This is a genomic window from Ignatzschineria rhizosphaerae (genome assembly GCF_022655595.1).
GTDB lineage: Bacteria > Pseudomonadota > Gammaproteobacteria > Cardiobacteriales > Wohlfahrtiimonadaceae > Ignatzschineria > Ignatzschineria rhizosphaerae.
This window is the reverse complement of sequence record NZ_CP093379.1, coordinates 3,031,161-3,051,478: the sequence shown is the minus strand read 5'-3', so window position 1 is coordinate 3,051,478 and position 20,318 is coordinate 3,031,161. Positions and strand designations below refer to the sequence as shown.

General features: G+C 39.7%; 15 protein-coding genes and 2 tRNA genes. 4 read left to right on the top strand and 13 right to left on the bottom strand.

Features of this window, described 5'->3' with window-relative positions; translation table 11 throughout:
* Nucleotides 1-38 precede the first annotated feature (38 nt).
* From MMG00_RS13985 to MMG00_RS13960, 6 genes are all read right to left on the bottom strand, one after another.
* Entirely contained in the window at nucleotides 39-1,208 is a 1,170-nt protein-coding gene (locus MMG00_RS13985; protein WP_242149531.1) for a tyrosine-type recombinase/integrase, read from the bottom strand.
* Nucleotides 1,209-1,419: 211 nt separating this feature from the next.
* Nucleotides 1,420-1,510, bottom strand: a tRNA-Ser gene (locus tag MMG00_RS13980).
* Nucleotides 1,511-1,562: 52 nt separating this feature from the next.
* Nucleotides 1,563-2,276: a L,D-transpeptidase family protein gene (locus tag MMG00_RS13975; protein ID WP_242149528.1), complete on the bottom strand. Its 714-nt coding sequence runs from the start codon at nucleotides 2,274-2,276 to the stop codon at nucleotides 1,563-1,565.
* 156 nt (nucleotides 2,277-2,432) lie between these two features.
* A complete protein-coding gene (locus MMG00_RS13970) occupies nucleotides 2,433-3,212 on the bottom strand; it encodes an inositol monophosphatase family protein (protein ID WP_432805956.1) in 780 nt (259 codons plus the stop codon).
* Nucleotides 3,213-3,322: 110 nt separating this feature from the next.
* The gene (glyQ, locus tag MMG00_RS13965; RefSeq protein WP_242149521.1) at nucleotides 3,323-4,219 is read right to left on the bottom strand and encodes a glycine--tRNA ligase subunit alpha; all 897 of its coding nucleotides are present in this window, start codon (nucleotides 4,217-4,219) and stop codon (nucleotides 3,323-3,325) included.
* Nucleotides 4,220-4,360: 141 nt separating this feature from the next.
* Nucleotides 4,361-6,649 (bottom strand): mechanosensitive ion channel domain-containing protein, encoded by a 2,289-nt coding sequence (locus MMG00_RS13960; protein WP_242149516.1) that lies wholly within the window; start codon nucleotides 6,647-6,649, stop codon nucleotides 4,361-4,363.
* Between the two features lie 153 nt (nucleotides 6,650-6,802).
* Between MMG00_RS13960 and xseB the strand changes: the two genes are divergently transcribed.
* From xseB to dxs, 3 genes are read left to right on the top strand one after another with little or no spacing between them, the layout of a single operon-like run.
* Nucleotides 6,803-7,006 (top strand): exodeoxyribonuclease VII small subunit, encoded by a 204-nt coding sequence (xseB, locus tag MMG00_RS13955; RefSeq protein ID WP_242149513.1) that lies wholly within the window; start codon nucleotides 6,803-6,805, stop codon nucleotides 7,004-7,006.
* 14 nt (nucleotides 7,007-7,020) lie between these two features.
* Nucleotides 7,021-7,896 (top strand): polyprenyl synthetase family protein, encoded by an 876-nt coding sequence (locus tag MMG00_RS13950; protein WP_242149510.1) that lies wholly within the window; start codon nucleotides 7,021-7,023, stop codon nucleotides 7,894-7,896.
* A gap of 9 nt (nucleotides 7,897-7,905) precedes the next feature.
* Nucleotides 7,906-9,837: a 1-deoxy-D-xylulose-5-phosphate synthase gene (gene dxs, locus MMG00_RS13945; protein ID WP_242149507.1), complete on the top strand. Its 1,932-nt coding sequence runs from the start codon at nucleotides 7,906-7,908 to the stop codon at nucleotides 9,835-9,837.
* Nucleotides 9,838-10,092: 255 nt separating this feature from the next.
* Here dxs and rph read toward each other — a convergent pair whose 3' ends face one another.
* The 5 genes from rph to MMG00_RS13920 all read right to left on the bottom strand — a co-directional run bounded on the left by rph (nucleotide 10,093) and on the right by MMG00_RS13920 (nucleotide 13,681).
* Nucleotides 10,093-10,818 carry a ribonuclease PH gene (gene rph / locus MMG00_RS13940; protein WP_242149504.1) on the bottom strand — a complete coding sequence of 242 codons (726 nt, stop codon included), beginning with the start codon at nucleotides 10,816-10,818 and terminating at the stop codon, nucleotides 10,093-10,095.
* Nucleotides 10,819-11,082: 264 nt separating this feature from the next.
* A complete protein-coding gene (gene infA / locus MMG00_RS13935) occupies nucleotides 11,083-11,301 on the bottom strand; it encodes a translation initiation factor IF-1 (RefSeq protein ID WP_026879321.1) in 219 nt (72 codons plus the stop codon).
* 29 nt (nucleotides 11,302-11,330) lie between these two features.
* Nucleotides 11,331-11,407: transfer RNA gene (locus MMG00_RS13930), tRNA-Pro, on the bottom strand.
* 102 nt (nucleotides 11,408-11,509) lie between these two features.
* Complete coding sequence (locus MMG00_RS13925; protein WP_242149500.1) at nucleotides 11,510-13,102, bottom strand: efflux transporter outer membrane subunit; 1,593 nt, start codon at nucleotides 13,100-13,102, stop codon at nucleotides 11,510-11,512.
* Nucleotides 13,103-13,231: 129 nt separating this feature from the next.
* Complete coding sequence (locus MMG00_RS13920; RefSeq protein ID WP_242149497.1) at nucleotides 13,232-13,681, bottom strand: C40 family peptidase; 450 nt, start codon at nucleotides 13,679-13,681, stop codon at nucleotides 13,232-13,234.
* Between the two features lie 132 nt (nucleotides 13,682-13,813).
* Between MMG00_RS13920 and guaA the strand changes: the two genes are divergently transcribed.
* Nucleotides 13,814-15,058, top strand: coding sequence for a glutamine-hydrolyzing GMP synthase (gene guaA, locus MMG00_RS13915; RefSeq protein ID WP_242149492.1), 1,245 nt, complete (start codon nucleotides 13,814-13,816; stop codon nucleotides 15,056-15,058).
* A 457-nt stretch (nucleotides 15,059-15,515) separates the two neighbouring features.
* Here the strand turns inward: guaA and MMG00_RS13910 are convergent, their stop codons facing one another.
* Both MMG00_RS13910 and MMG00_RS13905 read right to left on the bottom strand, forming a co-directional pair.
* A complete protein-coding gene (locus tag MMG00_RS13910; protein ID WP_242149488.1) occupies nucleotides 15,516-18,425 on the bottom strand; it encodes a type III restriction-modification system endonuclease in 2,910 nt (969 codons plus the stop codon).
* The gene (locus MMG00_RS13905) at nucleotides 18,425-20,317 is read right to left on the bottom strand and encodes a site-specific DNA-methyltransferase (protein ID WP_242149485.1); all 1,893 of its coding nucleotides are present in this window, start codon (nucleotides 20,315-20,317) and stop codon (nucleotides 18,425-18,427) included. Before MMG00_RS13905 ends, MMG00_RS13910 begins: the two co-directional genes overlap by 1 nt.
* Between the last annotated feature and the right edge of the window lies 1 nt (nucleotide 20,318).

The following is a 20,318-nucleotide window of genomic DNA, read 5'->3' as shown; positions in this document are numbered from 1 at the left end:
GTCCAAGTTTGGACCGATCTCCCGAAAAGTTGGGAGACTTAATCAAGGAAGTCTTTACGCGCACGCTCTACAACTCCCCCTAGATAATCCATCATGCCAACTCGCTCATCATAAAATGTGGATCTTAAATAAGCTGGGGTAGTTTGATCCCCACCGCCTTTGGCGTGGGAAAGCCCAGCTTTAATAACAGCCTCTGGATATCCCGCTTCCTCAAGTATTGTAGCAGCTAAAGCACGCAATCCATGAGCGGTACTATTTAGACCAGATCTTCTCAACGTAATTCTAGGCGTTTCCCTGTTTAAGTGCGTACCGTAATCCATCCCCTCAAAAAGATAAGTATCACGCGTATTCATGCTTTTAATTTCCGGTAGCAGCGAAATAAGAAAGTCATTTAACGGGATAATATGTGGCCGGCTTTTCTTCATTACTTCCGCTGGGATCTCCCAATGCTTCTTTTCAAGGTTAATATCCTCCCATCGAGCGCTGACAGCCTCAATTGGTCGCGTCATTGTGAGGAACTGCCAATATATAGCTAAGCGTGTTACTCCTGATATTTCCCTATTCTCTAATTTTTCAATGAGCAACGGCAACTCTTCAGGATTAAGTGCATCAAAGTGCTTTTTCTCAGCTTTCTTGAATGATTGGGTACCCACAGCTACAACTGGATTAAAGTCTATTAACCCACAACTAACAGCATAATCAAAACTCATCTTTAACGAGGATTTAACGCGCCTTAAATACTCTAACACTCCCCGCTCTTCCATACCCCGCAACGCCTGAACAATGGTAAAAGGCCTTATTTCCCTAACATCCATTTTCCCCAAATCATCCATTACATTGGCATAAATGGCATTTTTTACTTGTTGCGAATATTTCTGACTCTTTTTTTCTCCAGCCCAACGCGCATACCATTCCTCAAATACATTCTTGTAAAGATAAGCCTCATCTTTAAGTGTTGAATCGATTGCTGGCAAGGATCTAGCTAGTCTATTTTTAATCTCATCGCGCCATGACCTAGCTTCAGCCAATGAATAAGCAGGATAATCTCCTAAATAAGCCGTCTTTTGCTTCCCATCTTCCCTATATGCCAATGCCCAGCGCATTTTCCCCGTAGGGTAAACCCAAAGAGCTAGCCCACCACCATCCGAATGCTTAGTAAGTTTTTCTTGTGGTTTAATTGCCTTGATCTTGGAAAAGTTAAGTTTCATTGCCTATTTCCGCTATTTTGTTGGTAAATATATATTCCTTTTCAGGTTTACCAACAAAGTTACCAACTATTTTCAGTGAAGTAAACGCATTTCAACAAATGCTATAAGATCTTATCCAAATCTCAAAATCTCCAAAAACGCTGATATACCCCTTATTTTTGTTTATTTCAGGCAATAAAAAACCCTAACAAATGTTAGGGTCTTATGTGTCTGGCGGAAAAGGAGGGATTCGAACCCTCGATACGCTACTAACGTATACCCGCTTTCCAGGCGAGCGCCTTCAACCACTCGGCCACTTTTCCTTTATATTGGTTAAGGAGCATAAGATACTAGATATCCCCCCAATTGACAAGCCTACTTGTTAAATAGATATCGCCCTTTCTGAACACCATAATTAAGTGGGCTCTGCGCTTTCTCAAATTGCTCATAGCCTTCTTGTAAATTTCCCCAAAAAGCATAATGCTTTGAGCCTTTTTCTTGCTCTAAACGCGCGGCATCCATTCTAAAAGGATACGCTTGCACTTCCACATACTCTTGCCCATTTTTGAGTGCCATCTCCACTAAACTATAGATCTCTTCAATCTGCTCATCAGTCATCGCATAACAGCCGACAGAATCACATTTCCCATGAACCATCAGATAATTTCCAGTACGCCCTAAAGAGCGATCAAATCTATTGGGGTAACCAAGATTAAAGGATTTATAAAAGCGACTATAAGGATTGAGAGCATGCTTATTCACCCGATAGAAGCCTTCAGGCGCTTGACGATCCCCTTCGTAAACCTTTGGTCCTAAAGTACCTGAAAAATTACAGATAGGATAATTAGAAAAATGAATATACTGCTCTTTTCCTGCAGGCTTCATCCAGAGTTCTAACATAGACTCCTCTTTAAAAATCCGAATTAAAACCTCATCCCCCTTCTCTAACCCATAATTTTTTAAACGCTCTGTTAAAGGACCGCCTGAAATATAAGAAGGTGATAATTTTGTTGGCTGCTGCGGCGCACATGCCATTAACAGAAAACAAAATAGGCTTACTGCCCCTAGTTTTAATCCCCAAAGCTTCACGTTTCAATCCCCTCATTCTTCTACTCATAAGAAATACCGCCAATAAATCACTGTTTATTGACGGCATCTAATATCTATTTATAGATCATCATCACGATAACCTTAATTGTCTTTATTATACTGTTTTTATAGCACAATTTTAGTGATTCATCATACTTAATATTGTAAAATCTCTAAAGCTTTTGCATGAAGGCTTGGTGTTGCCGCTAAAATCGTTGTGACTTCAAGGTCGATCGCTTTACCATCTAATGCTGTCATCTTACCGCCTGCTTCATTCACAATAATTGAGAGCGCTGCGATATCTAAAATATTGACATCAGATTCAACAATCAGATCAAGCTTCCCTGTTGCTAAGAAATGATATTGCAAGAAATCTCCAAAACCACGAGTCGAATTTACTTGCCCTACTAATTTTCCGTAATTTGCCCACTTCTCAGTATCTTGTGTTAAGCGTTTTAAATTTCCTGAAGAGAATACCGCTTGTGATAATTCTGTAATATCGCTTATAGAGATTTTCTTATCTTCTAAGAACGCGCCTTTACCTTTTAATGCGTAAATACGCTCACCACCATTAAAGCAAGGGGCTGTTGAAACACCTAAGATAATCTCCCCTTTATACATCAGCGCAATTTGGCATGAAAACATCGGGCGTCTTCTAACAAATGCTTTAGTACCATCAATGGGATCAATTAACCAAATGAAGTCTGAGGTCATATTCTTTTGACCGCTCTCTTCTCCATAAAAACCATGGTCAGGAAACGCTTTAGAAATATGGTCATAGATTGCTTTCTCAACCGCGATATCCACTTCTGTTACTGGCGTTGCATCTGCTTTAATCTCAATTTTAAACGCATTTTCATCATAGGCTGTTGCAATGAGCTTTCTAGCGATCTCTGAAGCCTCTAAAGCACAATCTAAATATTTCTGCATATCCATATCTTTTCTACCATTCTCTTTTGTCATTGGACAATCTGATTCAATTAATTTAAATACTCTATATGAAAAAAACAGATGATCGGTTGCCCATATCATCTGTCTCTTTTTTATTATTTTGCTTTATTGAGCATTGGGAAGCCTAACTTCTCTCTTGATTCATAGTAGCTCTGTGCAACCATTCCTGCCATTTTACGAACACGTAAAATATAGCCTTGACGCTCCGTTACTGAGATTGCTTTACGCGCATCAAGTAAGTTAAATGCGTGGGAGGCTTTGAGAACCATCTCATATGCCGGTAATGCAAGATTCGCTTCTAATAATCTTGCAACCTCTTTCTCATAGAAGTTGAAAGAATTTAGTAAGAACTCAACATCCGCATGAGAGAAGTTGTAGTGTGATTGCTCCACCTCATTTTGATGGAAAACATCCCCATAAGTAATCGTCCCAAATGGCCCATCTGACCATACAAGATCATAAACACTCTCTACATCTTGCACATACATCGCAAAACGCTCTAAACCATAAGTGATTTCCCCTAACACAGGCTTACACTCAAGACCACCTGCTTGTTGGAAATAGGTAAACTGCGTCACTTCCATCCCATTTAACCAAACTTCCCAACCTAAGCCCCAAGCACCGAGTGTTGGGGATTCCCAGTCATCTTCAACAAAACGAATATCATGCTTTGAAGTATCGATACCAAGTGCTTCAAGTGAGCCTAAATAGAGCTCTTGCATATTCTCAGGAGATGGCTTAATCGCCACTTGAAACTGATAGTAATGTTGTAAACGGTTAGGGTTTTCACCATAACGACCATCTGTTGGACGTCTTGATGGTTGAACATAAGCCGCTGCCCATGGCTCAGGTCCAAGCGCTCGAAGGAAGGTTGCCGTATGGAATGTTCCCGCACCTACTTCGATATCATAAGGCTGTAATACGGCGCAACCTTGCTCAGCCCAATAAGTTTGCAACGTAAAAATCATCTCTTGGAAAGTCATCTTTTTCATGTCGTTTCTTTATCTCGTTTCTTTATCGACTAATTCTTCAATTCTTTAAACTCACGCAAGGAGAATATACTATTTAATACTCTTAATTCTCCATTGCCTCTGTTCTATTTCAAAATCATTTTGGCAAGTATTATAACCGATCTATACCGAACTGCGCTTACCATCATTAAATTCATTTTCGAAATCTTCAAGCATCTCTTCATCTTCTAATATCTCTCGGCGAACCTTCTCCACCGGTAATACCGCACCATCTCTAAAACGATGCTCTCTTTGTGGCACCGGAATCTCGATATTATTCTCCCGAAGCGCCGTATCAATTGCCCACATATAGGCTGCTCTGATCCCATTAGGTCTTTTAACGGCTCGCGCTGTTAACCAGACCACTAATTCAAACTCATAATAGTGATCTTTAAAATCAACCAACCAAACAGCAGGATTTCGCCCTGGAATTCCTTTTAAGGTATGTGGCAATGCTTCGGCTTGCTCTAATACGGCTTCACGAACTAACTCTTTATCTGTGCCATAAGCAACCCTAAAAGGATAACGCATTCGGCGCTGAGGCTCTTTAAGCGTCCAGTTGAGCATCTTTGTATTAATAAATTCTGAGTTTGGTATGACGATATCAACGTTGTCATTATCCGAGATAATGGTCGCTCGAACGTTAATCTCTTTAACTTCTCCCCAAAGCGGTTTACCACTTTTTTGATCATAAAGCTCGATAAAGTCGCCTACTTTAATGGAGCGCTCAAATAGAAGAATTAACCCTGAAACAAAGTTGTTTACAATTGACTGTAAACCAAATCCTAGTCCAATAGCCAATGCCCCCGCAACTAATGCGAAGTTGGTAAAGTCAATTCCAACAGCCGTTAACCCATAAAGGAATCCAAACAAAATAATCGCATAATAAGTTAAACGCCCCGCAAGATAATAGGCCGGCAATTTATCATCACCACGCTTATTGCCCATTCGATTAAAAATACGATTAAGCCAAAATGCAATCCACCAGCAAACTAAAACGATCAAGAGAAATTGCGCAAAACTTAATGCCGTAATTGGCGTTTCACCCACGGTAAAAAGCGGCATACGAATGAGCTGTTTTACATTGCGCCAAGCATAACTTAAGCTACTTTTTGTACGATTAATCGTGTTTAGCAAAACACCTTGATATTGTAATAATTGATTCTCCAGAATCCGCCCCATAAACTGGCTATCTGCAATCTCTGTTTGTAATTTTTGTAATAAAACAGAAGTCTCTTGAATCAGCGTTAAACGGTCATTTGCAATGCCGGCAAGAAAGTTATTCTCATTAACGCCGCCTCGCATTTCAATATCTGCTAACAACGCATTGGTACTGCTTCGCTCTACTTCATTTTGGTTAAACCAATCTTTTGCTTTAACCAAAATATCTTGTAGCATCCTCTGACGCTCAGCATAGTTCTTCTGAATACGCTCAACATCAAGCCCCTCTTCTTGCGATAAAATCAATAATGTATCTTGCTCATTTTCATACATATCTAGTCGCGCTTCTAAAATTGCGACATTGATCTTCTCTTTCGCAACACGCTGATTTCTCAAACGCGCAACAGCTTGATCTTCTACCGTTTCATCTGGCAATAATAGCAACTGGGATTGCTCTCGCAACAACTTTGTATTTGCTTCTTGCAAACGAATGGTTGTATTACTAATTCGCTCATCAAGTTCAATCTGCTCTTCTTCGGTAAATGTTAACCTTTTAATCGCTACATTTTTGGCTTCTTGAATTTCGTTAAACTCAGCTTCTAATATCGTCAAATTAGCTTTTAAAAGACGCAATCTTTCATTAATAAGTGCCTGCTCAGTCTGTAAAGTAATAATTCTCAAAGCAGATTGAAAGCGCTCAAGGCTCTGCTCTTGCGTCTCTAAATAAGAGACAAACTGATTATTAATCTGCCTTGTTAAATCCCGATACTGTACATCTTGATCCCGAATATCTTCTCGAATACTGGTTAATTCAGTACTTAAATCTCGTTCACGATGAATAATTGCTAATAGCTCAGTAATATTATATTCATCTTGTAACGCAAGTTTGGGCGCTTTTTTAGTAACTTGCTTCTCTTTTAATGCAACATATGCAAAAAGATTGGCACTAATATGGGAGATTCTTGGGATCTCCCGTTTTTGTATCTCATCTGGCAAAAGCGAAAGATCTGATTCGATTCTTTCTAAGAAATCAATCACTGATTGACGAAGCTCTCCGACCTTTTTTGTTTCAAAATATGCCCACCACGATGTGGTCATATTCATCGGATCAGGCAACGAAAGCTCTACTTCTTCAGTTTTTTCAGTCGTTCCCAAGCCATTTTGTAAAATTGAACCAATAGGATGTACTTGAGAGAAAGCGATACTAACACCCACAAATAGCAGTAAAATTAGTGTAGTAATTCGCTTCATATAGCTCACGGGCACCCCTTCAATTATTTTGGTATTAGAGAACAAAAATCATTAATCTCGATTTTGTCTGTGTTAAGGGTATTATTATTGCATATAGCGCGCACTCAATCTAGAATATGAGACCGAATTATTAATTATTTTAAGGAAATATTTGTGTCCGATAAAATAACCCAAAATCAAAGCATTGAATCCCAACTCCAAGCATTAACAAAAATTGTTGAAGCGCTCGAAAGCGATGAACTTTCTCTTGAGGATTCTTTAACAAAGTTTGAAGAAGGGATTGCACTGACAAAAGCATGCCAAGAGAGCCTTGAAGCTTCTGAAAAACGCATTACACAATTACTCAAAAAAGATTAAAGGAACCACCTTTCATGCCGACAGCTTGGTTTAATGATCAATTTCATGATTTTGAAGCCGCCTTCAATGCTCAAATTTCACAAATTAAGGCACCTTTGCGCTTACGAGAAGCGATTCTCTACAGTACTCTTAATGGAGGTAAACGCCTTCGAGCGCTTTTAACACTCGCTAGTGGCGAGCTTTCTGGTGCCGATAAGTCAACGCTTTATACGATCGCTACAGCCATTGAGTGCATACACGCCTATTCTCTAATTCATGATGACCTTCCGGCAATGGATGATGATGATTTTAGACGTGGTAAACCGACCTGTCATAAAGCCTTTGATGAAGCAACCGCAATTCTTGCAGGCGATGCACTCCTTACCTATAGTTTTGAGCTACTGAGCCAAATCCCGACACTCAGCGCAGAGAAAAAATTACAGCTTATTCAGCTCTACAGCACCGCAAGTGGCACAACCGGAATGGTTGGCGGACAATTTATCGATCTTGAATCAGAAGATAAAACAATTACACTACAAGAGCTTGAAACTATACACCGCAAAAAAACCGGCGCCCTTATAAAAGCGGCAATCTTAGCTGGTGCAATTGCGGGCAATACGGATCAAGATACTTATGATAAACTATCTATCTATGCAGACAATATTGGCCTTGCTTTCCAGATAAAAGATGACATCTTAGATGTCACTGGAACAAAGGAAGAGCTTGGAAAAATGCCAGGAAGCGATCTATTACAGGATAAATCCACCTATATTTCCCTACTAGGCATGGACTCTTCAGTTGAGAAACTCAACGGCCTTACAACAAACGCCATCGAGCTTTTAGCATCGTTTGGTAAAAAAGCAGAACCGCTTATTGATCTTGCTAATTATATTCAAAAGCGCAATCACTAAGGTTTGACTATGAATCCAACGCCATTACTTGATCAAATCCAATCCCCTCTTGATCTTAAAAACCTTTCACTCAATGATCTTGAGACTGTTTCTACGGAACTGAGACAATTTCTGATCGATAGCGTCTTAGATTCAGGAGGACACTTTGCATCTGGCCTTGGCGTTGTCGAGCTAACGGTTGCGCTTCATCACGTCTTTAATACGCCGCATGATAAAATTGTCTGGGATGTCGGTCACCAAGCGTATCCGCACAAAATCTTAACCGGTCGTAAAGATAAAATTCATACCATTCGCCAAAAAGGCGGATTAGGTCCTTTTCCGGCAATCAATGAAAATATTCATGATGCCTTTGGTGTTGGGCACTCATCTACCTCAATTAGTGCGGCACTTGGGATGGCAATTGGTGCAAAACATCACGCAGATCCCGAGCAACAACTCATTGCCGTCATTGGTGATGGGGCATTAACTGCAGGGCAAGCATTCGAAGCACTCAATCATGCCGGAGATCTTAAAGCAAACATGCTTGTTATCCTCAATGATAACAACATGTCGATCTCACCAAATGTTGGCGCACTGAGCACAATGCTCACTCGCACCCTTTCCAAACCAACTCTTCAATCCATTCGTGAAAGTGGTGCTAAGATTTTAGAAAACCTCCCGTTTCCCCACGCATTAGATTTAGCAAAGCGTGCTGAAACTCGTGTTAAAAGTGCAGTTGCGGAAAAGAGCGTCATTTTTGAAGAATTTGGCTTCCAATATTTCGGCCCCATTGATGGGCATGACTTACCGACACTGATTACAACACTGAAAAACCTCAAACAAAAAGCGGGACCAAAATTCCTTCATATCACGACTAAAAAAGGAAAAGGTTACGCTAAAGCAGAAGCCGAGCCTGTAAAATTTCATGCAGTTTCAGCGGCTAAAAAACCAGCCTCGGTTAAAGCAGAAGTTGAGGTGGAAATAAAAGAACAACCGGCATCGACATCAACGACGCAAAAATCCAATTTAACTTATACCCAAGTTTTTTCACAATGGTTATGCGATATGGGACAAGCTGATCCGAACTTAATGGCTATTACGCCGGCAATGTGCGAAGGATCTGGGTTAGTTGAATTTAGTCAGCAATTTCCCAACAGATTCTTCGACACGGCAATTGCAGAGCAACACGCTGTTACTCTCGGCGCAGGAATGGCGCTTGGCAATTTAAAACCTGTTGTTGCTATCTACTCCACCTTCTTACAACGTGCTTACGATCAGCTCGTACACGATATTGCAATTCAAAATTTAGATGTGACTTTTGCCATTGATCGCGCCGGTATTGTGGGACCTGATGGGGCAACTCATGCAGGAACTTTTGATTTAGCATTTTTACGCACCATTCCTAACATGGTGATTATGGCGCCTTCTAATGAAGAAGAGTGTTACCAGATGCTTACCACCGCTTATCAATACAAAGGACCCGCAGCTGTTCGCTACCCTCGTGGCAAAGGGATTGGTAAAGAAATCAGTACAACTATTAATAAAGATGCAATGCCCTCCATTCCTTTTGGTAAAAGCCAAATTATACAAGAAGGTAAAGCGTTGCTTGTTATTAACGTTGGCGCAATGATTGAATCAAGCGAAGCCGTTGCCAATCATTTTAATGCAACCTTACTCGATCTTCGTTTTGTAAAACCCTTAGATCAAGCAACCTTAACGACTTTAGCATCATCTCATAAAGCTATTATCACCATTGAAGATGGCGCAATTATGGGGGGAGCCGGATCTGCAGTTTCTGAGCTCCTTAATGAAGAGGGTTTTTACCTTCCAATTAAACATTTTGGAATTAAAGATTACTACCCAGAACATGGTGAACGTGAAGAGATTCTTGCCGAATATGGCTTAACTGCCGACAATCTCATTCAAGAAACAGAGCAATTCCTCAAAAAAGCGATCCACTAACAGATATAGCAAAATAGATTTAAGAAAAGCCTTTACGCATCATACGTAAAGGCTTTTTACTACTTTCAATTTCTTCAGATGATTAATAGATGGAATATTATAGTGAAATCGCTTTAAAATCCCCTAAATCAGATTGCCGGAGCATCGGTTATGAAAAGCACAAAAATAGTTCTATCTGCATCACGCAAGCTGATTTTGATACATCATACTGCTTTACTTTTAATGTAACGCATCTTCAACCGAATCGACTATCAATTAAGCAATAACCTCTGCTAATACTTTAAGCTGCTCTTCTGCGATCTGTTTAATACCAATTTCAGCAAGATCAAGCATTGAAAGAAGCTCAGCCTTATCAAATGCCGCCTGCTCCGCTGTTGCTTGCACCTCAATGATCTTTCCATCACTCGTCATGATCACATTCATATCAGTATCTGCATTACTATCTTCCGCGTAATCAAGATCAAGCACTGGCACACCTTGATAAATCCCCACAGAAATCGCCCCAATTTGGCAAGTTAATGGTGATTTTGCTAAAAGCCCTTCTTCCACTAATTTATGAAGCGCTATCACAAGTGCAATATAAGCACCTGAGATTGAAGCCGTTCTCGTGCCTCCATCCGCTTGTAATACATCACAATCAATTGTGATCGTTCTTTCCCCTAACAACTCAAGGTTTACAGCAGCTCGAAGTGAGCGACCTATTAAACGTTGAATCTCTAATGTACGCCCACTTTGCTTACCTCTTGCCGCTTCACGATTTGAACGTGTATGCGTTGATCCTGGTAACATGCCATATTCTGCCGTTACCCAACCTTTTCCCTCACCTCGTAAAAATGAAGGAACTCGCTCTTCTACCGATGCCGTACAGAGCACTTTTGTATTTCCAAATACCGCTAACACAGAACCAGCAGCATGCATGGTAAAGTTTGGAATAAATTGTAGCTCACGCATCTCATTAGCAGCTCTTTTTGACGGTCTCATGATCTTTCTCTCTTAATAATTTTAGAAAACTTAAATTTTTCAAGCACAAAAACGCCCGTATGTACGGGCGTCTTGCATATTCTGGTCTCGATAATTCTTCATACGAGCGTGGCTTGGTGCAACATGATTTATATATATCATATCGTCACTTCCAGACTTACATCTATTGCCTTTATACATAGATCATTTTCAAGATTTAAAGGGCTGACTAACAATACCGTTAGTTGCACTTTAAACCTATGATCTACGCCTTAACAATCGTAATTATTTACCACGATAAACGATACGACCTTTTGTTAAGTCGTAAGGCGTTAATTCTACTTTAACTCTATCTCCCATTAAAATACGGATATAGTTCTTACGCATTTTACCGGAAATATGTGCAGTGATAACATGACCGTTATCTAACTCAACTCTAAATTGTGTGTAAGGAAGTGTCTCGGTGACCGTTCCTTCCATTTCGATATGATCTTCTTTTGACATAGAACTCTTCAAATAGTGAATTAATTTATTGGTCGGGACAGCAGGATTTGAACCTGCGACCCCTTGCACCCCATGCAAGTGCGCTACCAGGCTGCGCCATGCCCCGACAAAATGAGGTTTAAATATTAGCAAATAAAAACAAAAATGACAAGGAACATCACTATCCCTCGCCATTTTAACTATTTATTCTCGTTAATCTTTTTAAGGATTACTCCGCAATAGTCGTAGATACTTTAATTTTGCCATCATCTAACGTAGAGAAGATCACTTCAGTTGCGCCCTTCCCCTTTACAACGCCAGTTTGTGATGCTTTTGCAACACCTGTCTGTGATGCTGCAATCTCCATATAGTTGGTCCGTTTTGGATCACCGGTATAAGCATCTACACCACCACCTAATGCCGCATAGAGCATGATGTCGTTAATATGTTTCTCAAAATACGTTGATAAGAGACTTTGGCGTGAACTAAAGAGCGTACGCTGTGCATCTAATACATCTAAGTAGCTCGCAATCCCATTGGTATAAAGTAGATTTGCTAAACGAAGCTGCTCAGAAGTTGTAGCAACTAAGTTTTGTTGCGCTCGTAATTGGTTTGCTAAAGGCTGTTTTGCTACTAAACCATCAGAAACTTCTTGGAATGCTGTTTGAATCGCTTTCTCATATGTCACGATCGACATATTCTTACGAACATGTGATAGCTCTAAATTCTTCTGCAATTCTCCCCAGTTAAAGATTGGTAATGAGAGCGTTGGACTAAATGACCAACCACCACGACCACCATCAAAAAGATCTGAAAGATCGCTTGATGCTCTACCTACTGTTGCCGTTAAGCTAATACTTGGGAAGAATGCGGCTCTTGCTGCACCAATATCTGCGTTTGCGGCAAGAAGATTATATTCCGCTTCCATCACATCAGGACGAACCAATAATACTTGTGATGGTAATCCTACTGGCAAATCTTCGGTAAAATGGCTAGTTCTAAGCGGTAAACCTTTTGGTAAATCTGAAGCCACAACCCCAACTAATGTATAAAGCGCATTACGTGCTTTACCTAATTGACCTTCAAAGTTCGCAACTTGCGCTTGGGCTGAGAAGACTTGTCCTCTTGCTTGAGCAAGGTCTAAGTCATTTGCAATACCAGCCGTTACTTGTTGTTGAACAAGATTATAAGATGCGCGGTTAGAGTTTAATGTCTCTTTTGCAACACGAAGTTGCTCTTCTGCTAATACTTCTGTGAGGTAACCACGCGCAACACCAGAAATTAAACTGATATGTGCCGCTTTTTGTCCTTCTTCAGACGCTAAATATTTTGCAAACGCCGCATCACTCATTGATGCTGCTTTACCAAAGAAGTCAATTTCGTAGCTACTCACCCCAAAGTTAATGGATGATGATTCAGAGATTACACGACCATTTGGCTGACCTGTTAGCTGATTAATACCAGTATTTGCGCTACCTGTTTTATTTCTTGAGTAACCACCGCCCACATTCACTCCTGGTAGACGCTCAGATACCGAGATACCATAAGCTATTCTAGCCGCTTCCATATTTAAGGTTGCAAGCTGAAGGTCTTTGTTATTCTCCAATGCTAAGGTAATGAGCCTTTTCAAACGAGGATCTTTAAAATATTGCTCCCAAGTAATCTCATAAGCAAAACTCTGCTCAGCTAACGAACCTGCCTTTGCCGAAGAAGATGCAGGGAACGAGTCAATCACTGGCAATCCAGGACGTTCATAATTTGGCGCCATAGAACATGCCGCAAGCACAAATGGTGCACCGATGAATAACAATGTTTTTTTCATAATTTAACGATCAACCTCTAAAGAGTTTGCTACAGGGCTAATATGAATGTGCAACGTCTAATTGATAGACATTCTTATTACTAAATTTAATTCAGCATTGTACCAATCGACAACAATGTTGTCATCATTTTATATCTTCCCAAAGCCATAAAATCTTTTTTGCCAGTAAGGAGTATCAATTCGAGTAATCTCAACCGTCTTTCCTGTACGGGGTGCGTGAATCATCTTATTACCGCCGAGATAGATTCCTGCATGGGAAACACTACTACCATTAATAATGAAAAAAACGATATCACCGGGTTCTGGCGTCGTTGTCTTTTTAAAGTGTTCATACATTCCTGCCGTATTTCGTGGTGTTTCTATGCCGGCATTTTTATAGACATACTGAATTAAACCACTACAATCAAACCCTCTTTTAGGATCTGTTCCGCCAAAAAGATAACGAACTCCTAACTGCTCTTTTGCATTAGATATCGCCGCATTTTTAGCCCCTAAAAGGCTCTCTCTTCGCACATCAGCAAAGGAAAATGAGGTCATTAACGCAATCGCAATTAATAACGAACGCTTCCAGTTAATCATAAATCCCATCCTTATCGACTCTTCTAATTTGTAAAACAAATCTGATTCCATACATAAATTCAGGCTTTAATAGACAATTTTGCTATAATTTAGCCCTCGATAAATATCACCTATTCATCAAGGATATTACCTATGGCACAACATTTAGACAATAAAATTTTAATTGTACACGCAAATCAGCAGGATGCGCAAAAAATTGCCCGCCTACTTCGCGATGCAGAATACTACTCTGAGATTACCACAATCAACGACTTAGCATCTGCTTTAGATCAATTCCCGCCAAAAGGAATCTTATCTAATACTCCTACAGAAATTGAAGCAATTTTAACAAAAGTTGGGGAAAATATTCCTATTTTTAATCTTGATGAAACAAGCGAGTCTGATGCCATCATTAACTTTGCCTCAGCACAAAATATTGAGCCTGTTTGGAACGTTACGGCATTTATCGAACATCATACAAAAGCAATTCAAAATACCGTCCAAAATGATGAGGTAATCCTTGGCCTATCTGGTGGTGTGGATTCATCAGTTGTAGCTGCTCTTATTCATAAAGCGATTGGTAATCAATTGACGTGCGTATTTGTCGATACAGGCTTACTTCGCTTAAATGAAGGCGATAAAGTGATGCAAACTTTTGCGGAGAACATGGGAATCAACATCATTCGTGTTGATTCTGAAGCTCGCTTCCTAGAAGCACTCAAAGGCGAAAGCGATCCTGAGAAAAAACGCAAAATCATTGGCGAGCTTTTCGTTCGTATCTTTGAAGAAGAATCCCGTAAACTTCCAAGCGCAAAATGGTTAGCTCAAGGCACCATCTACCCTGATATCTTAGAATCACTTAATACAAAAGATGGCGTTGCAGTTAAATCACATCACAACGTGGGTGGCTTACCTGAAGATATGGATCTTAAGCTCCTTGAACCTATCAGCTCACTCTTTAAACATGAAGTTCGTGAACTTGGCGTTGCGTTAGGTTTACCACGTGCGATGGTTTATCGTCACCCATTCCCAGGGCCTGGTCTTGGCGTTCGTATCTTAGGCGAAATTAAAAAAGAGTACGCCGATATCCTTCGTTATGCTGATGATATTTTCATCGAAGAGCTTATCAAGGCAGACCTCTACGATAAAACCTCTCAAGCCTTTGCCGTATTTGTTCCTGTAAAATCTGTCGGTGTTCAAGATGATAAACGTGTTTACGATTACGTCATTGCCCTACGAGCCATTGAAACAGTAGACTTCATGACCGCAAGAGCGGCGCACCTTCCATGGGAATTTATCGAACACATATCAACACGAATCATCAAAGAAGTAAACGGTGTTTCACGTGTAACGTACGATATCTCTAACAAACCACCAGCAACAATTGAGTGGGAATAGGATTATTGAAGTAGATTTCTACTGATGTTAAAAAGCCCCTTTTGGAGTATATAGTAAAAACAGTGTCTATTCGCGTGTGAGTGAGTGGCAGCCCTTTACTGGAAATGCTTCTTTGGGGTATATAAAGCGTACATACTATGTATAATGGTGTGTACGCTTTTTTTATCCCTGAAGGCTTAGCAAGGCGATGGTATCACTGCGTGAAGACCATCACCCTGCCAAAAGGGTATTTAAGGGAATGATGGTAAAGTAAAATATTAAAGCCACTCCTGACGCTCGCACAGCTCACTACTCGCTAGGCATTTATGATTTTTCTTGACCATCCGCTGAAACACGTTTCTGGACAAAAACAATTTAGAACAATCACTCCAATATTGAAGAGGGTGAGTGATAAATTTGAATATAAATTTAACCATTATGAATAGGGAGGCTCCACCTCCCCTTTAAACAGCAAACTCTAAGCACTAACAGATTGCTTGATTAGATCATAAATTACATCGTCAGCAAACTGAGTTTTAAACTCAACCTTCACTTCTTTACTGATCTGGTTGAACAGTTCTTTAGCGTGCTTGATTTTACGCTCTTCCTCTTTTCTAAGTGTATCTTTTCCTTCAACATTTTTAGTTTCAATGATGAAGTTCAGGTAATCCCCTTTACTGGTCTTAACTACATAAGCAAAGTCAGGAGAGTAGCTATAGCCACCCGCTACAGGGATTTTTATTGAGTTTTTAGGGATCTTAGTAAAAACCGATACAGACTCAATTTCACCATCAGTAATGTTGAGCTTTTCCAGCTCAGAATCATAAAACACATCTTCAAATAGATAGCTGTCCAGCGGCGGTACGGAATGATCCGCGTGAACACCGAGATCACTTGCCGCAACATCTTTCAAAGCTTGGCCTGTTTCATCTGTAAATTTAGTTGGGTGTACGCTGCTGGAAATAATGTTATATCCAAGCCCAAACTTACTAAATGAGTTGTGTAACAAGAACTTACTAAATCCTGATTTGATCTTTCTAATGGTCTGAATATTCAAATAGTCAGTGATATTAATCGTACTTTGCACTGCAACAAATGCTTTGTGTAGTGTTGATGGTTTAATAAACGCGGTTTGTGATAGGCGAGTAACAAACTCTTTGTACGTCATAGTACAGAATTTAGTGAAGTCATCATCATCACCAAATACTGTTTTTGACATTGCCGTATCATTGCTCACATACACTTTTTCAATACGTGTTTGAACGCCAGTCTTTTTGAACTTCTCAGACTCTGAGAGCAAATAGGTAGTGAAGAGTTTTAGGAAATCATTCTCGCTAGCGATTTTATACTCTAATACTGCCTTTTGATTGATCATTTCCCACAGTTGCTTTAGCTCATCAAACTTACCAACTCGCATTTTAGAACGAGTTTTTCCCTCTGTGGCAACTTTGATTTTTCCGCTTTTAACACCGCTAGGGAAAGCGTTAGGATACGACTCTTTTAACTGCGTATAAGCCGTTGCCCCGAGTAAGTTTTTACTTTTGTCGATGATCCCTTTTCCAAGTAAGTCCATCATCAAATCCAAAGCCTCAAGGTCAGGGTATTTAGATAATATTTTATCCTCAAGATCTTGAGTCAACTTAGATGGGACAGTCTCTTTGAAAGATGTCTCATTCACTTCTTGAACTAGAGAGGCAACAAAATCTTTCTCAGTAAAATCTACGAAGTAGTTCAGCCTAAACTCACCATTTACACGAGCCATATATTCATTAACTGGCAAACGTAAGCCTCGTCCCACTTCTTGAAGCTTTGATGTTGTACTACCACTTGAACGTAACTTACAAAGGGTAAAGATGTTTGGGTTGTCCCAGCCCTCTCTAAGCGTCCACTTCGAAAAAATGAATCGTCTAGGGTTATCTAAAGACAAAAGCAGCTCTTTATCGTGCAAAATTTCATTAATCTCTTGCTCGATTTTTTCGTCCTTATCACTGTTATCCTTCGAGAAATAACCACCGTGAACACTACTTATATCAGCAATAGTTCTTTCCAAATACCGCTTGTAGAACTCATCTGTTTCAGTTTTTAGTAGTGCCTTAGCTTCAGCTAAAGTCCACTCTTCAAACTTAGTTTTCAAGCTTCCAGAGATGTTATTTCCGTCACGATAGCCCTCGATGTCATCTATGAAAAACAGAGTCAGAGGCTTGATTCTTGGACGTTGTGTGAGCATTTCTCTCTCAACTTTGAAATGCTCTTTAATCGCCCTACGCATCATGTTGTCTTCAAGCGTATCAGAGTATGAATATGGGTTGATTGATTCATTTACTTTAAGCTCAACACCGTTACTGAGAACGACCATTTTTGTGTTCATCGACTCAATGTATAGGTCGTGAATTTCAGGATGCGTTTTCGCTAAAGATTCACCTTTACCCACTTTGATTATGGTTTTTGAACCATTTTCATTAAGCTCGAAAGTTGCTTCCGTGGTCGTAGATTTTTTCAGCGTCAAGCTAGCAACATCATCGCCAACCATTTCTTCAATGAAAGTATTGATACCTTTAACGAGATCATCATTGAATGCGTCAACAGCAGTTAGGCGATAGACAAGATTTTCATACTCTTCATTGAATGTAGCACCGTAGCGGATAATGCTTTGAGCATTGAATTTTTCAATGTTATTCCACGTTGTCTTTGCTTTAGGAAACTTATGAGGCTCATCAATTATAACGAATGGCTTTACGGCACTAATTGCTTCAATTGGTGTGTTGTACCTGTTGTCTAGTAAGCCACGATCATATACTTCCGTCAAAGATGGGGAGTTAACCATCCCTGAGTTAATCACCATTACGTGAATGTATTTTTTGTTGTAATTATTGGCTTCTACAAAATCGTGAATCGCTTGAGGCATAAACGATTTGGTGTTTTTCTTAGACGATTTTTTACTTTCAACAATATACGTTTTAAGTTCACGCTCTGTCTCTCTAAAGTGTTCTTTAAGCGCATCACTTTTAAGAAAGTTCACCGTACCTGCTTTAATCGAAAGCGTTGGTACGATGATGATAAATTTATTGATACCAAAAGCTTTGTTTAGCTCGAACATCGTTTTGGTATAGGTGTAGGTCTTACCTGTACCCGTTTCCATCGAGACATCAATCACATTACTATTCTCGTTGTAATGCTCTTTGCTGTGCTCGATACCATTAAATTCGTGAATAGCCTTTATGTTTGAACGCTGTTGCGGCTTAGTAATAACGAGTTCTGGATTCGCTAAAAGCCGAACACTTTGATCGTCATCGAATTGTGGCTCTGCACCGATAAACATATTTAGAACTGCATCAACACCTGCTTTTTGGTGTGGCAGATTCTTTTCAAAAGTGAATCCTTTACTCATTAGTTACGTACCACCACATCAATCTCGATAGATTTCTTATTTGCATAGCTCTTCAGTGCTTCGTTCAACTCCAACTGCTTAACGCTGTCAAAGTTGTTGGCATAATAAACGATTTTGTTTGGATCAAAATCTTTGTCATCTGTATCATCAAGTTTGTGAAGTAAAGCTTTAAGCGCATTGCTGCTAAAATCTGGAGCAATCATATACAAGCGTCTATCACATAGGTGTGCCGTATATCCATCGAGATCAATATCGACAATAGGAGTCGTTAACTCGCTACCATCATACAAAGCCCAAGTGGTAAGCAAGGTTTGATACTGCTCCTCCGTCAGTAGAACATCGTCAAACATTGTAATATTGGATAAAGCTAGCTCCTTGTCATCTTCTTCAATACGAAAATCTTCGACTGTTTCAAATATTTTAAAGCCCAAATCCCCATTAAAGCTTGGCTGGGACTCTGAAATTTTACTTCCAGCCTTTAAGATTCTCTCTTTAGTTATATCAAAAACCGTTCTATAACCTTTTTCATAAGCAGCATCTTCAGGCTTAAGGTTTTCAGCAATCTGCACTAAAATAAACTGTCTATTAGCAGAATCAGTTTTGTTTAGTTCAAAAACAGCGTGAGCTGTTGAGCCTGAACCTGCAAAGAAATCAAGTACAAGATCTTGCTCTGAGACAATGATATTAATAAGCTCAGAAACAAGCTTGATCGGCTTAGGGTTACTAAATGGATGAAATCCAAAAAGATCCAGTAAATCATCGCTACCATCACTAGTTGTTCCAGATTTATCTAGCAATGATTCGTTAATAAGTATCGAGCGTGGTTTCTTACCTTTTGGTAAACGCTGCTTAAACTGAACTGACCAATTACCATCATTTTTTTGAAAAATTCGTATATCACCTTTTTCCAAATCAGATTGAAAGCGAGCCTCAGAACGTAACCAGCTTATTTTATTTCCATTTTCATCATACTCAAGGACTGTTCCATCAGGACACGTTATAGGATAGTACTGCTTTCCTGACTTTCTTTTAAACGTATCCCAGTAAAACTTGGATTCTGTATCCTCTTCACTATATCGCTTCAAGTACTCTGGTTTATAACTTTCAAAGAGGCGCTCTAACTTATCTTTCTCTTTTGAATACATAACAATATATTCGTGCTCTACAGCTACATGAACGGAATCATTTCCTCCACCCTTTTTGTTTTTCCACACAAAATCAGTTATAAAATTTTGTTCACCAAAAATCTCATCACATAACAACTTTAGTTGTGAATGCTCATTCTCATCTATAGAAATGCATATCACACCATCGTCTTGAAGAAGTCCTTTAGCTACATACAAGCGTGGAAACATAAAGGAAAGCCAAGCACTGTGGCTACTAGAGCCTTTATCATTATATTCAAGAATCCTTTGTGCTTCGGTAATGTCAATACCTGCTAATTCAGATAGTTGTTCTTTGGTAAATTTACGGTCATCATTGTAAACAAAACCATCTGAACCGGTGTTGTAAGGTGGGTCAATGTAGATCATCTTAACCTTCTCGCTATAGGCATTAACCAAATGCTTTAACACCTCAAGGTTATCGCCTTTGATAAGCAAGTTTTTACTATCTTTATGTTGCTCTTGAGCGTTGTGCTCTACATCTGCATGAATCAGAGTTTTAGGTGGTAGGTTCGCCAATAAGCGCGAGTATGATTTACCTAACCAGTTTAAAGAATAGCTCTCTTTTGATAATTCGACTTCATTCGCGTTAATAACTTCAAGCATTCGCTCTTGAATGAAATTACCATCACGATCAAAGCAATTTGGGAAGTGTTTCTTGAGAATAGCAAGCTGTTTGCTATTGGCTGTCTCAACGTTGGAATATACTGTCTCTTCTTTAATGTTCATC

Bases quoted from the DNA above. Each gene is read 5' to 3' on its own strand.
- MMG00_RS13950 (WP_242149510.1), top strand. From the start codon at position 7,021: ATGCCGACAGCTTGGTTTAATGATCAATTTCATGATTTTGAAGCCGCC.
- dxs (WP_242149507.1), top strand. From the start codon at position 7,906: ATGAATCCAACGCCATTACTTGATCAAATCCAATCCCCTCTTGATCTT.
- MMG00_RS13920 (WP_242149497.1), bottom strand. From the start codon at position 13,681: ATGATTAACTGGAAGCGTTCGTTATTAATTGCGATTGCGTTAATGACC.
- MMG00_RS13910 (WP_242149488.1), bottom strand. From the start codon at position 18,425: ATGAGTAAAGGATTCACTTTTGAAAAGAATCTGCCACACCAAAAAGCA.
- infA (WP_026879321.1), bottom strand. From the start codon at position 11,301: ATGTCAAAAGAAGATCATATCGAAATGGAAGGAACGGTCACCGAGACA.
- rph (WP_242149504.1), bottom strand. From the start codon at position 10,818: ATGAGACCGTCAAAAAGAGCTGCTAATGAGATGCGTGAGCTACAATTT.
- MMG00_RS13960 (WP_242149516.1), bottom strand. From the start codon at position 6,649: ATGAAGCGAATTACTACACTAATTTTACTGCTATTTGTGGGTGTTAGT.
- MMG00_RS13985 (WP_242149531.1), bottom strand. From the start codon at position 1,208: ATGAAACTTAACTTTTCCAAGATCAAGGCAATTAAACCACAAGAAAAA.
- guaA (WP_242149492.1), top strand. From the start codon at position 13,814: ATGGCACAACATTTAGACAATAAAATTTTAATTGTACACGCAAATCAG.
- MMG00_RS13905 (WP_242149485.1), bottom strand. From the start codon at position 20,317: ATGAACATTAAAGAAGAGACAGTATATTCCAACGTTGAGACAGCCAAT.
- MMG00_RS13970 (WP_432805956.1), bottom strand. From the start codon at position 3,212: ATGGATATGCAGAAATATTTAGATTGTGCTTTAGAGGCTTCAGAGATC.
- glyQ (WP_242149521.1), bottom strand. From the start codon at position 4,219: ATGAAAAAGATGACTTTCCAAGAGATGATTTTTACGTTGCAAACTTAT.
- MMG00_RS13925 (WP_242149500.1), bottom strand. From the start codon at position 13,102: ATGAAAAAAACATTGTTATTCATCGGTGCACCATTTGTGCTTGCGGCA.